The organism is Hyphococcus sp. (genome assembly GCF_965267305.1).
Lineage (GTDB): Bacteria > Pseudomonadota > Alphaproteobacteria > Caulobacterales > Parvularculaceae > Hyphococcus.
Genome location: NZ_OZ253945.1, coordinates 829,410 through 842,069 on the forward strand (window position 1 = coordinate 829,410; position 12,660 = coordinate 842,069).

At 59.2% G+C, this 12,660-nt stretch carries 11 protein-coding genes; 6 read left to right on the plus strand and 5 right to left on the minus strand.

What is annotated here, in order from left to right:
- Positions 1-2 precede the first annotated feature (2 nt).
- The 3 genes from ACQY5P_RS03945 to ACQY5P_RS03955 all read right to left on the minus strand — a co-directional run bounded on the left by ACQY5P_RS03945 (position 3) and on the right by ACQY5P_RS03955 (position 1,424).
- On the minus strand, positions 3-371 hold the full coding sequence (locus tag ACQY5P_RS03945; RefSeq protein ID WP_428409545.1) for a hypothetical protein: 369 nt from the start codon (positions 369-371) through the stop codon (positions 3-5).
- 144 nt (positions 372-515) lie between these two features.
- On the minus strand, positions 516-1,112 hold the full coding sequence (locus ACQY5P_RS03950) for a rhomboid family intramembrane serine protease (RefSeq protein ID WP_428409546.1): 597 nt from the start codon (positions 1,110-1,112) through the stop codon (positions 516-518).
- A 24-nt stretch (positions 1,113-1,136) separates the two neighbouring features.
- Positions 1,137-1,424, minus strand: a complete 288-nt coding sequence (locus ACQY5P_RS03955) for a BolA family protein (protein ID WP_428409547.1) — start codon at positions 1,422-1,424, stop codon at positions 1,137-1,139.
- Positions 1,425-1,451: 27 nt separating this feature from the next.
- Between ACQY5P_RS03955 and ACQY5P_RS03960 the strand changes: the two genes are divergently transcribed.
- The 4 genes from ACQY5P_RS03960 to ACQY5P_RS03975 all read left to right on the plus strand — a co-directional run bounded on the left by ACQY5P_RS03960 (position 1,452) and on the right by ACQY5P_RS03975 (position 6,529).
- Positions 1,452-2,132 carry a J domain-containing protein gene (locus ACQY5P_RS03960; RefSeq protein ID WP_428409548.1) on the plus strand — a complete coding sequence of 227 codons (681 nt, stop codon included), beginning with the start codon at positions 1,452-1,454 and terminating at the stop codon, positions 2,130-2,132.
- 129 nt (positions 2,133-2,261) lie between these two features.
- Complete coding sequence (gene cobS, locus ACQY5P_RS03965; protein WP_428409549.1) at positions 2,262-3,251, plus strand: cobaltochelatase subunit CobS; 990 nt, start codon at positions 2,262-2,264, stop codon at positions 3,249-3,251.
- 149 nt (positions 3,252-3,400) lie between these two features.
- Positions 3,401-3,901, plus strand: a complete 501-nt coding sequence (locus ACQY5P_RS03970; RefSeq protein ID WP_428409550.1) for a hypothetical protein — start codon at positions 3,401-3,403, stop codon at positions 3,899-3,901.
- Between the two features lie 324 nt (positions 3,902-4,225).
- On the plus strand, positions 4,226-6,529 hold the full coding sequence (locus tag ACQY5P_RS03975) for a hypothetical protein (protein ID WP_428409551.1): 2,304 nt from the start codon (positions 4,226-4,228) through the stop codon (positions 6,527-6,529).
- Positions 6,530-6,599: 70 nt separating this feature from the next.
- Here the strand turns inward: ACQY5P_RS03975 and ACQY5P_RS03980 are convergent, their stop codons facing one another.
- Together ACQY5P_RS03980 and ACQY5P_RS03985 are read right to left on the minus strand one after the other, a co-directional pair.
- Positions 6,600-8,258, minus strand: a complete 1,659-nt coding sequence (locus ACQY5P_RS03980) for a DUF885 family protein (protein WP_428409552.1) — start codon at positions 8,256-8,258, stop codon at positions 6,600-6,602.
- A 27-nt stretch (positions 8,259-8,285) separates the two neighbouring features.
- Positions 8,286-9,857, minus strand: coding sequence for an AbgT family transporter (locus tag ACQY5P_RS03985; RefSeq protein WP_428409553.1), 1,572 nt, complete (start codon positions 9,855-9,857; stop codon positions 8,286-8,288).
- A gap of 178 nt (positions 9,858-10,035) precedes the next feature.
- Here ACQY5P_RS03985 and ACQY5P_RS03990 point away from each other — a divergent pair, with 178 nt between their 5' ends.
- A complete protein-coding gene (locus tag ACQY5P_RS03990) occupies positions 10,036-10,665 on the plus strand; it encodes an outer membrane protein (RefSeq protein WP_428409554.1) in 630 nt (209 codons plus the stop codon).
- Positions 10,666-10,817: 152 nt separating this feature from the next.
- A complete protein-coding gene (locus ACQY5P_RS03995) occupies positions 10,818-12,254 on the plus strand; it encodes an amidohydrolase (protein WP_428409555.1) in 1,437 nt (478 codons plus the stop codon).
- The last annotated feature ends 406 nt before the right edge of the window (positions 12,255-12,660 follow it).

The following is a 12,660-nucleotide window of genomic DNA, read 5'->3' on the forward strand; positions in this document are numbered from 1 at the left end:
CCTTAGCCCGGAATGCAGTTATACTGGTTCCATTCGGGCTGCTGCGAGCAGTAAGGCTGCGGCTCAACATTCTTGTTGGCGACAATATAGGAGAGCGCGATCAGCGCGACGGCGATGCCGCCGACAACGAGCCATGGCCTCGGCGGCAGTGAAAAGGCGACGGCGTCGTCATCTTCGTCCTCTTTTTTGGCGATGACTTTGGCTTCGCCGTCTTCATCCTCGTCTTCATCGACCACCACGACGACGCGAGAAAAGTCGGCGGAGGGCTTTGCGAAGCTTGGCGTCGCCATGTCGGGCGCGGAAAACCGCGCACGCGCTTTGAGGCCTTCATTATCGGCCGGAACGCCTTCGGGTAATTCAAAGCGGCTCATTTACGCCCCCACGACACTAGACCGACTATAACAAGAGGAGCGGAAACGGGGAAGTTCGCAAGGCCAATTCCTCAAAAGAAAGCCCAAGTTCTGCAACAAACCGTTGTTTTAAGGCGACAAGGCGTCCGTATCCTGAGGCGCCGCCTAACCGAAAATCTGGCCCACGATCTGGGGGCGCATGGCGACGGTCAGCACAACGCCGGCGATCGCCCCAGCGAGATGGGCTTCATGAGCGACCTTTCCGCCGAAGCGGCCGATCATATTGGCCGAGATGAGGATGTAGAATGCGCCGTAGATGATCGCCGGAATGCCGACCGGGACAAACATGAAATAGATCGGCGCCAGCGGGAAAAACAAACAGAAGGAAAGAACGACGCCGGAGACTCCGTCGGACGCGCCCAGCGATGTGTATGCCAGGTTTTTCCGGTTCACATAAAACGAGACGATTCCGCTTGCGAGCACTGCGCCGAAATAAACAACCAGAAAACCGTCCGCCCCCAAAAGCTTTTCGACCACCGGCCCGAAGAACAAGAGCGTCATCATGTTGAACAGGAGATGGAAATAATCTCCGTGCAGAAACGATGATGTGAAAACGCGATAGTGCTGCTTCGCGTTGACAAGCGCGCCCACATTGAAGGCGAAGGAGCCGACAAAACCGCGGTCGAAGGAAAGGCCGTAGATGCTGGCGATCAGGTTCGCGATTATGATCGCATATGTTGCAGGCGCGCCGGGAATTTCCATTGTGTTGATCTTTCCCGCGCCGCCTTACGCGGCCGCTTCTTCCGGCGTCAGGGTTTTCATGGCGAGAGCGTGGATGGGTCCTTGGAGCTCCTCGCGCAGGATATCGTTCACCATGCGCTGACGCGCGACGCGAGTCTTTCCTTCAAAAGCTTTCGCAACGATCAGCAGCCGGAAATGCGACTCGCCCCCTTCCCGCGCGCCAGCATGGCCCGCATGAAGATGAGACTCGTCCATGACTTCAAGCCGGTCAGGCTTGAGCGCATCGTCGAGTTTTTTGTGGATTGAGTCAGAAACGCGCATGTCCCCAGACATGACATAACAGCCATAGACGTCAAGATTGTGTCAAGCGCCGACTGCCCCCATATTGCTGCGATGCCACGAGAAAATTACAAACCCCGCCTCGGTTTCGACATCCGGGTGAAGCCGCCGGGCCGCCAGAAAAAGACCGCCTCCGCTGCGCAGTCCGGCGAGGATCCCGCGACCCATGACTGCGTCGCGCCCGATTGCGAATCGAAGGCCGCCTGCTCTCTGCCAAAATCGCCCCGCGAGCCGCGGGAGCGCATCTGGCTGTGCATGGAGCATGCCCGCGAGCACAACCGCAGCTGGAATTATTTTGACGGACTCTCTGAAGACGAGGCCAAAAAGGTCCGCGAGGCTAGCCAGTATGGGGACCGTCCCACTTGGTCCATGGGCAAAAACGACCGCGCCCGGGCGGCGGCGAACGCCCGGGGGCCCGCCGACATGCACGATTCCTTCGGGGTCTTCGGCAAGGAGGCGAAAGTCCAGGCCGATACGCGGGGCCAGTACCGGGGCGGCAAGCGCCTTACCAAACTTCAGATCAACGCGTTCGAGACCATGGCCTTGCCCTTCGACGCGCCGGCCGGAGATATCCGCCGCCGCTATGCCGAACTCGTGCGCCGGTTCCACCCGGACTCCAATGGCGGCGACCGCAGCGCCGAGCAGCAGCTCTCCGAGGTGGTCAAGGCCCACCAGATTTTGAAGAAAGCCCAATTCCTTTAAGGCCGCCTTCGCTCACGCTGATTCGCGGCCTCACGCCGCATCCCGGCAAGGCGCCTCAAGGCCTTGTCTTGGAGACCCTTTCAGGCGAGTTTGCGCCCGCGAAATCAGTTTCAAGAGAATAATCGTCCCATGGCTGTGATTACCGACGAAGAATTTATGGATGCGCCCGACAAAACCGTCTCCGCCAAGGAGACCTTCGGCGTGGCGATGGACATCGAGATTCCGGCTTTCTCGAAGCCAAACTCCTATGTGCCGCCGCTCGATCCCGCCTATCGCTTCGATCCGGAAACGACCATGGCGATCCTCGCCGGCTTCGCCAAGAACCGCCGGGTCATGGTTCAGGGCTATCACGGCACCGGCAAGTCGACCCACATCGAACAGGTCGCCGCGCGGCTGAACTGGCCTTGCGTTCGGATCAATCTCGACAGCCATGTTTCGCGCATCGATCTCATCGGCAAGGACGCCATCGTCGTCGAGAACGGCGTTCAAGTGACCGCGTTCAAGGAAGGCATTCTCCCCTGGGCGTTCCAGCGCCCCGTCGCGCTCGTCTTCGACGAATATGACGCCGGACGCCCGGATGTGATGTTCGTCATTCAGCGCGTGCTCGAAGCAGAAGGCCGGCTCACCTTGCTTGACCAGAACAAGGTGCTGACCCCGAACCCCTGGTTTCGCCTCTTCTCCACAACCAACACCATCGGTCTTGGCGACACGTCGGGCCTTTATCACGGCACGCAACAGATCAACCAGGGCCAGATGGACCGCTGGTCCATCGTCACGACGCTCAACTATCTCGACCATGACGAAGAGATGGAGATCGTCATCGCGAAGGCGCCGCTTTACGATTCCAAGGAAGGCCGGCAGGCGATCGACGCCATGGTCCGCGTCGCCGACATGACCCGCAACGCCTTCATCGCCGGCGACATCTCCACGGTGATGAGCCCGCGCACGGTCATCACCTGGGCGCAGAACGCCGAGATCTTCCAGAATATCGGCTATGCTTTCCGCGTGACCTTCCTCAACAAGTGCGATGAACTTGAACGGCCGACTGTGGCCGAGTTCTATCAGCGCGCATTCGGCGAAGACCTGCCGGAAGCGGCGCCACAGGTTTCCGTCGCCTGATAGCTGTGTTGTGCGGCGCAGCATGATGACTCGCTGCATGTTAGTGCAGCGCGCTCCCAAAAATCGCTATAAGATGATGACAGCAGTAATTCCTGCCTGCCCTGCGGCTTAGGCTGCAGATCAAAAAATTATACCGGAGATTTGCCGACATGAAACGCATTCTCCTTTGGACTTTAGTGCTTGGGGCGGCGCCGGGCCTGATGGGTTCCGCTTGCGCATCGACTGCGGCGCAAGTCCCGCAACCGCCGATTGCCGCCGCTGGCGATTATCACTGCGAAATCACCCGCGTGGCCGCCATTTCAGTGGAGGGTGAAAGCTATGACTTCGAAGACGCGCCCAAAAGTTTCACCTTCTCCGCATACAACTCTCCTGTAACAGCCGAAGAGCTTATGCATCAGCCGCGAGCGCTTGACCGATATGCCACAGCGGACCTGGACCGCTTCGAACCAGAACCCGTCGAGCCCGTCAGCGCCAGCATCAAGCCCGATATTTTCGGCGCGCGCGCGCATTCGCTGCGTTCGCAAGACCGCAGGAATTACCGCCAGTTCGGAATTGCCGTATCATTTAATAGCGACTTGGGGTTCTTTGCATACGGACCATCGCCCGCCGGCGGCGCAGTCGCCTATAAGGGCTCCTGCCGGGCGCCATGATATAACTAGTGATGTTATATCGGGGGTGTGGCGCAATCCATATTATTCCGTATAATGATTTTTTGTTGCGAGACGTTGCGTCTAAAATTTGACGGAATTTTAGCGCAAAAAATCTCAACAAAAGCATCAATCACATAATTTCATTACGCAGCTGAATGATCGCTTGCGCGACATTTCTACCTCGTGATACTGATATCGCTGCTGGGGGAGATCGTCCCTTCTACCGGGCGCTTTCCAAAATAACAGCGTACTCAAATGTTCTTACGCCTCTTTCATTCTTGAAGAGCCGGGGAGCAATTTCTGTAACAGCGGAAAGGAATGAAGATGCTCAGAAAAATATTTCTTAGCGTCGGCATGGCTGCAGCATTATGCGCTGCTCCATCGCTGGCGGCTGCGCAAAGCGGCGAAACGAATTCCAACATGAGAAAAATTGGCGGCGCATTGAATGTTGTTTACAAGAAAAATCAGGCAGCCGTTACGCTCAGAAGCGCCCAAAGGGCGGCTCCTGTCGTCAAATCTCGCCCTGACTGGTCAGGCGAAGGCGCTGAACTCGGGCTCGCGCGCGCTGGCGGTCAGGAACTGATGGTCGCAAAGGTCAGCTCCGATGGATATGTGAGGCTCGACGCTATTGCTTCAGGTGCGGTCGAAGACCTGTCCGCCACAATGGAAGCCATGGGCGCGCGCAATGTCGCGAGCGCCGGAAAAACTGTTTCCGCCTCGTTTCCCGTGGACCGTCTGGACGACCTTGCTGCGAGCAATTATCTCGCCTTCGCTCGTCCGGTCATAGCGACCACCAATGTCGGGCTAGTCACGTCGCAGGGCGATCGCTCCATGCGCACCGACATCGTCCGTCAGGAGTATGGCTATGACGGGTCGGGCCTCACCATTGGCGTCCTGTCAGACAGCTACGCCTGCGATCCAGGCCCGCTGAACGCCGCTGGCGTTTACACGACGCCAGCTGAAGACGAAGCCAATAACGACGTGCCGCCGAATGTGGGCATCCTCGCCGATCTTCCCGTAGGCGATCCGGATTGCATCGATGAAGGCCGCGGCATGGCGCAGCTCATCCACGACGTCGCGCCTGAAGCGAAAATCCTATTCCACACCGCCTTCGGCGGCGAGGCGGACTTCGCTAGCGGCATTGTCGAACTCGCACTCGCCGGGGCCGACGTGATCGTCGACGATGTGATTTACTTCACGGAGCCGATGTTCCAGGACGGCATCATCGCCCAGGCGGCGGATGAAGTCGCCCGCCTCGGGGTTCCTTATTATTCGTCGAACGGCAACCGCGCCCGCGACGCCTTTCAAACCGAATACCGTCCGGTCGCCTTTGACGGCTCCACTTTCCATGACTTCGATGAAGGTCCGGGCGTCGATCCATTGATGACCGTTCAACTCGACGGCTCGCTTCAAACCAATCTCACTTTCCAGTGGGACAGCCCGAACCTCTCGGCCTCCGGGACTGTCGGCGCCCCGAATGACGTCGACGTCATCATGTTCGACGACATGGGCAATCGCGTTCCCGATTGCTTCGAATTTCTCGATGCAAATGGCTTCTTCCCGGACCTCTGCCAGTTCCAGTTCACGGATGGCGGCGTACCCATAGACGGCGGCGCCGGCGGCGACGCCATCGAGCTAGTCTCGCTGGTTGACTTCATCGGCGGCTCGACTGTGAATCTCGGCTTTGAGACTCAGTCCGGCGACGCGCCGGGTTTGGTGAAATTCGTCATCTTCGGCGGCGGCTTCGCTTCCTCCGAATACGAAATCAATGACCCTTCCGGGTTTGGCCACAACAATGCGGCCGGCGCAGAAGGCGTCGGCGCGGCGGCGTTCTACTTCACTGAGGAATTCATCGGCGATCCCTCGACCCTGCAATTGCGGGCCCTCGCCGGCGAACCGGAATGCGTTCCCGCTTGTCTCAACGACTTTTCGTCCGCAGGCGGCACGCCGATTCTCTTTGATACGGACGGTGACCGCCTGAGACGGCCCGAAGTGCGGCTTAAACCCGGCCTCACAGGACCGGACGGCACGAACACGACATTCTTCACGAATGATACGAGCCGCGATGACGATGACGGCGACGGCGTGTTCGCGACCGGCGAACCGGGCGAATTCCCGAACTTCTTCGGCACATCTGCAGCTGCGCCTCACGCGGCCGCCGTGGCGGCGCTGATGATCGACTCGGAAAATTCCCAGATTGTCAGGACTGCGCATAACGGCGCGGTAAGCTTCAGGATGTGCATGCCGCGCGAAAAACGCGGAAGAGGACATCGCTGGTGGTTCCACAAAAAAGACCCGCGCCCGGATCGCATCCGCGGCCGCGACCTTCGCGTATCGCCGGATGAAGTCGCAGATCTGGTGGACGAAGGCGCCCTTCTCGGCCCTTGCGATCGGTCCGAACCGGAAAATATCTACTGGGTTATGCGCGCGACGGCGCAGGATATGAGCGTCCGGGCGAGCAACGGCACAGGCGAAACCATTCAGGTGTTCGATGAACTCGGCCCCCGCGGTTTCGACTTCGATTCCGGCTTCGGCTTTATCGACGCCAAAGAAGCGATCAAGAAATTCGATCGCGGCCGCGGCAGGCATTATGGCTGGGGCAATGGCTGGGGTTCCCATCGCCGTTAAAACCAGCTCATAGGCTAAAATGGAAAAGCCCGCCGGAATGGCGGGCTTTTTCTTTGATGCTTCTCGCAGTTTACTCCGGCATAGGTTCTGTTTCCCAGAACGCGCCAACCTCATCGTCGAGCCCCGTCATCTCCCAACGGATCAGAGAAATCGGCAAACGACCGGCGTTAAGAAAGTCATCGTGAAATTCTTTCATAACGAAGCCGCCGCCTCTCTGAGCCGCCACATCCGCAAGAAGCTTGCGCATTTGCAGCATGCCGATTGTATAACCGACGCCATAACCGGGCGGTCGCCGCAAATAGATTTCCGCATCGACCCGCGCCACATTTTCATCGAGCCAGGGCGTCTTTTCCCGCATGAAATCGACAGCCTGTTGAACCGTCCATTCATTGCGCTGCATGTTAACGTCGGCAGGCACGCGCGCCGCGCGGAAAATCCCGAAGAGATAAATCAGCTCATCGACGCGCGGGCGCCCTTCCGCGACGCCGGCCTGCAGCATCGCTTCCTCGAGATAGACGCCCCAACCCTCCGCGCGCACGCCGTCTGAAATCCTCCCGCGAATGGGATGATCGTTATTGTCTTCCACGAGCCCGTCGAAACGGTGGCCGGGAATGACGGCGTGAAGATGATCGGGATGGGGATCGCGGAACTGAACGGCTTCCCAGAAATTAAGCCCCTGCGGACGTTCGATAAAGGGCGCATTATAGCCGAGCTTTCCCACATAATCGGGGATGGTCAGGATTTCTTCGCGGGTTACGAAATCGCGGATGTTCTTGTCCGTCGCCTCGATGCGGCGTTCATATTCTTCCTTGCTTTCTGCGGGCGTGAGTTCCGGAAGATTCCGGTTGCGGTGACGCGCAAGGACGTAGAACGCGTAAACACGCTCCCATTCCCGGTCCGACATCAAGATCAACTCATCGCCCGTATAGGGCAAAAGCTTTGCGTGTTTCAGATACCAGTCATATTGTTCCGCGCCGACGCCCGCCGGAGCGGTGAAGTTACCGAGATTATCCTCCAGCCAGGTTTTGAATTCATTGATGCTCGCTTTCGCCTCCTCTACTGCCGGAACGAGCTCCGGCTGCGTCTCAGCGACGCGTGCATGAAGATCCTCATACCAGCCGATCACACCGGCGGGCGGGACTGCGCGGTAAGGATGTCCGTGCCCGACGCCGTCCGATGTCGTCAGATTGTGAAGGGCGAGCTTGGCGTAGTCGGCGGCGACATCGTCGAGATTTTCGCGCGCAGCGGCGATGATCGCGGGCACAGCCGCCAATTGCCGCTCTAATGTCGCCTTGTCGTCGCCCTCTAACGGCAATTGCGTAAAGGTGAAGCGCAAAAGCTGATCAACATAGAATCCCGGATCGCGCGCCCATGGCCGCGAGACGCGAAGATTAAAAAGCTCCGCATCGAGTTGCGCGCGAACGGCGAGAAATTCCGCCTGACGCGGGCGTTTCCACGCGGCGACGTTGAGATCGTCAAGCGCCGCACGAAGCTCATTCATTTTTTGAAGCCGCGCATCCGTCGCCGACGCGCTATAGTCGATGAGCCCATGATTGGGTGCGTTCGGATCATTGAAATTCGCATTCCAGGCGGATGGCGTCTTCGACTCCCGGAACATTTCAAAAATCTGCTGCAGATCCTTGTATGACCCTTTGCCCGATGGCGGGCCGGCAAAGGCAGGCGCGCAGAACGCAATGACAGCAAACGCGGCGACAACTATTCGGTGCATTGGTTTCTCTCCGGTTTTGAACATCGGCTATTGAGCCGGCAATTGATAATGCAGGCCCGCGCCGGGACCGAGCGGAAGGCCGAGCGCCACCCAGATCATCACCAGCACAAGGCCGCTGACGAGCAAGAACAGCGAATAGGGAATCATCGTCGCCGTCAGACTGCCGAGACCGTAATCTTTCTGCCAGCGCTGACAGAAAGTGAGGATGAGCGGAAAATAAACCATCAGCGGCGTGATGATGTTGGTCGCGCTGTCGCCGACGCGATAGGCGGCCGTGGTCATTTCGGGACTGACGCCCAGCAACATCAGCATCGGGATCAGCACTGGCGCGAGCAGCGCCCATTTCGCGCTCGCCGATCCGACGAACAAATTGACGAGACCGGTCAGGAGCACAATCAGCGCCAGCGTCAGCGGCATGGGCAAACCGGAGGATTGAATAAAGTCCGCGCCGTTAACCGCAAAGATGAGCCCGAGATTGGACCAGGCGAACATGGCGACGAAATGCGCCGCCGCAAAAGCGAGCACGAGATAATAAGCAAGATCGCCCATGGCTTCCGACATCATCCTCACGATGTCGCGATGATCCTTCACTGTGCCTGCCGCGGCGCCATAGGCCCAGCCCGAGGCGAGGAAGAGTACAAAAAATCCTGCGACCAGCGATCTGTAAAACGGCGACAGCCGCGCTTCAGGCTGCGCTTCCTCATCGATCAGCGGCGTGCCCGGCCCGACCGTGAAGAACACCCAGAGCGCGCAGACAAGCAAGGCGGCGATAAGCGCGTAGCGAAGCCCTTTTTTCTGATCGGCGGACAGCGGCTTGTCGCCGTCCTTGACCATTTCGCCCGCGGGTCCTTGCGGGACATATTTTCCGAGACGCGGTTCGATGATGCGGTCCGTCACAAACCAGATCACCGGCAGGAAGATGAAAGTCATTGAGGCGATGAAATACCAGTTGCCGGCGATATTGGCGTCCCAAGTGGGAACAATCGCTTCGGCTGCGGCTTCTGTGATGCCGAACAACAGCGCATCGAGTTGGCCCGGCAAAAGATTGGCCGAGAACCCGCCGGAGACGCCCGCGAAGGACGCGGCAATGCCGGCAATCGGATGCCGTCCCGCTGCGGCGTAGAGAACGCCGGCGAGAGGAATGAGCACGACATAAGCTGCGTCGGCGGCGAGATTGCCGATCATGGCGACGAGCGCGACCATGGGCGTCAGCAAAAATTTCGGCGCATTCCGAACGGCGGCGCGCATGGAAGCGCCGAAGAGCCCGCTGCGCTCGGCGATCCCGGCGCCCAGCATCACCACCAGCACATAGCCGAGCGGATGGAAATGGGTGAAGGTCGCCGGCATCTCGACCCAGAGCCGCTGGATGTTCGCCGCCGACAACAGACTCACCGCCTCGATCATGATAGGCGCGCCGGTCGCTGCGTCTGTCTGAGTCGGATGGGGAACGGAAAGCCCGGTGAGCGCGGCGAGAATGCTGACCGCGACAAGCGCGACAATAAGATAGAAGAAAATGAAAACCGGATCCGGCAGGCGGTTCCCCGTCCGCTCCACCCAGCCCAAAAAGCCCTTCTGCGCAACCGTTTGGGTTTCCGTCATGCCGCCCTCCTCGCTTTTGCGAAACTTTGGGCGGATTTCCCCGTAAAGGCAATTCGTGCGCCTCCATCAAGGATTTACGCAAGCGCAACATGAACCTTTGGAAGGGTTGGAACCTGTAGGCGCGGCGCCTGTTGGCCGGAGAACCTGCTTCGCCAGTAACAGTTGAAGGGATATCCAAATGAAGATCAAAACCAAAACCGCGCTGCTTTGCGCCGCCGCTACGCTCGCCGCAGCGGGAACGGCTCACGCCCAAGGCGCTGAAACCTCAGGCCCCTATATTTCGGCCGGGTACAATTATCTCGATTTCGATGAAGAAGTCGGCGGAAGCGCCGATGTGCATGGCTTGACCGCGCGCGCCGGCTGGCAGTTCGCCCGGTTCTTCGCGGTGGAAAGCGACATCACCTTCGGCATCGATGACGGCGAATTCGATTTCGACGGCGATGAAGACGATCTCGATTTCGATGACAATGACGATGGCTTCTTCGATGATGTCATCTCAGGGCCGGGCGATCTCGGCCTCGATTATCTGGTCGGCGCCTATGGCCGTTTCATCCTGCCGGTGAGCGACCGTTTCGACGTCTCGGCGCGCGCAGGCTATGCTTTTGCTGAAATCGATTCGACCGTCGCAACTCTCGGCGGTAATGAACTGGTCTTCGGCGGCTCCGACGACGGCCCCGCTTTTGGCGCGTCGGCGGCCTATGACTTCACCGAGAACCTCTCGCTCCGGGCCGATTACACCCATTACGAATTCGGCGACGCCAACGCTGAAAGCTTCGGCCTCAATCTCGAAGTGAAATTCGGCGGCTAATTCTCTCTCCCCTGGCCGCCTGCGGCGGCGCCTCGGCTCACTGCGTCGCCGCACCTTTTCTCTCCAAGCCAACAATCGCGCCCCTGCCTCTAGGCAAGGCGGCGCGATTGTGCATGCTGGCTCTTTGATTCAGCCTTCGAGGGGTCCTCCGCATGCATCGTTCTTTCCTGTTCGCCGCGCTCTCCATTCTGCCCGCAGCAGCCTTCGCCCCCACGACAGCGTTCGCTGATGACGCCGCCATCATCGCAGACGTCGATGCGCGCTATGATGAGACCGCCTTCGTCGCCCGCCAGCTCTGGGAATGGGCCGAGGTCGGTTATCAGGAGGAGCGGTCAAGCCAGCTCCTTCAGGACAAGCTTGCGGCCGCCGGCTTCTCGGTCCGCAAAGGCGTTGCGGACATTCCCACGGCCTTCATCGCGGAATACGGCAAGGGCGGGCCGGTGATCGCCATCCTCGCTGAATTCGACGCCCTCCCCGGCATCAATCAGGGCGACGTTCCGGCCCGAGCGCCAATAGAGGGCAAAGGCGCGGGCCACGCCTGCGGCCACAACCTTTTCGGCGCCGGCTCGCTCACCGCGGCGCTGTCCATCCGCGACTGGCTTGAAGAAACCGGAACGCCGGGGCGCATCCGGCTTTACGGCACGCCGGCGGAAGAAGGCGGCAGCGGCAAGGTCTATATGGTGCGCGCCGGTCTTTTCAATGATGTGGACATTGCGCTGCACTGGCACGCCGACGATGAAAATTCCGCTGCGGCGCGGACAAGCCTTGCGAACCGCTCGGCGAAATTCCGCTTCAGAGGCGTTTCGGCGCACGCCGCTGGCGCGCCGGAGCAGGCGCGCTCCGCCCTCGACGGTGTGGAAGCCTTCAACATGATGGTCAACATGATGCGCGAACATGTTCCGCAGGATGCGCGCATCCACTACGTCATCACCGAAGGCGGCTCGGCGCCGAATGTCGTGCCGGATTTCGCGGAAGTCTTTTATTATGTGCGCCACCCGAACGCCAAAGGCGTCGAGGAGATTTGGGCGCGGCTCGAGGACGCAGCGCGCGGCGGCGCCATGGGCACCGGGACGAAGGTCGATTGGGAAGTCATTCACGGCAACAACCCGCTACTCGTCAACGAAGCGCTCGCCAAAATGATGGACGAGAAACTGCGCGAGGTCGGCGGCGTTGAATACGATGCCGCGGAAAAGAAATTCGCCGAGAAAATCCGCTCGACCATCGACAACCCCCGCTCGAGCCTCGACAGCGCCAATGAAATCCAGCCCTATGACCGGTCGCTCGGCTACGGCTCCACCGATGTGGGCGACGTCTCCTACGCCGCCCCGACGGTCGGCGTCAGAACCGCCACCTGGGCGCCGGGCACATCCGCACATTCCTGGCAGGCGGTCGCCGCGAGCGGCATGTCCATCGGCTTCAAGGGCGCGCAAGTCGCGGCGAAGGCGCTGACGCTGGCCGCGATCGAGCTTTATGAAAATCCGGAATTGCGGGAGGAAGCGAAAGCGGAATTCGAGGAAGCGCGCGGCGAAAATTATAAATATCAGTCGCTCCTCGGCGACCGCAAACCGCCGCTCGACTACCGGAAATAAAACAGCTCCAAGGAAAACAAAAAGCGCGTCCGCAGTTCTACGCGGACGCGCTTTTCTCATTCATCCCTAGCCAGCATCACAGACTTCGCAATTGCTGAGTGTGTTCTGTTGCGTGGTCCGGGATTCATGATCCTTCAGGCTATTGCTTTAAAGGTCTCCCTTTTATGTGCTTGCCGAAAAGCATTCCTCGAAGAGATCATCGGTACAAGGATTATTCCGTCCCGACATATATTATGGAATATCAGGAACGCCGTCCGGTCAATTGCAAACCGCATTAACCATTTTCACATTTTAAGACTTTGTTAAGCTTTTCCGCAGGCGCGAAAGACGGAACCTCACAAAATCAGGGTTTTTGAGCAGGTTCCTGCTGCGCCGCAATAAAGAAGACAGGGAAACCGCTTATTAA

Coding starts and splice junctions, on each gene's coding strand:
- ACQY5P_RS03980 (WP_428409552.1), bottom strand. CDS start 8,258: ATGCACCGAATAGTTGTCGCCGCGTTTGCTGTCATTGCGTTCTGCGCG.
- ACQY5P_RS03975 (WP_428409551.1), top strand. CDS start 4,226: ATGCTCAGAAAAATATTTCTTAGCGTCGGCATGGCTGCAGCATTATGC.
- cobS (WP_428409549.1), top strand. CDS start 2,262: ATGGCTGTGATTACCGACGAAGAATTTATGGATGCGCCCGACAAAACC.
- ACQY5P_RS03945 (WP_428409545.1), bottom strand. CDS start 371: ATGAGCCGCTTTGAATTACCCGAAGGCGTTCCGGCCGATAATGAAGGC.
- ACQY5P_RS03990 (WP_428409554.1), top strand. CDS start 10,036: ATGAAGATCAAAACCAAAACCGCGCTGCTTTGCGCCGCCGCTACGCTC.
- ACQY5P_RS03985 (WP_428409553.1), bottom strand. CDS start 9,857: ATGACGGAAACCCAAACGGTTGCGCAGAAGGGCTTTTTGGGCTGGGTG.
- ACQY5P_RS03970 (WP_428409550.1), top strand. CDS start 3,401: ATGAAACGCATTCTCCTTTGGACTTTAGTGCTTGGGGCGGCGCCGGGC.
- ACQY5P_RS03995 (WP_428409555.1), top strand. CDS start 10,818: ATGCATCGTTCTTTCCTGTTCGCCGCGCTCTCCATTCTGCCCGCAGCA.
- ACQY5P_RS03950 (WP_428409546.1), bottom strand. CDS start 1,112: ATGGAAATTCCCGGCGCGCCTGCAACATATGCGATCATAATCGCGAAC.
- ACQY5P_RS03955 (WP_428409547.1), bottom strand. CDS start 1,424: ATGTCTGGGGACATGCGCGTTTCTGACTCAATCCACAAAAAACTCGAC.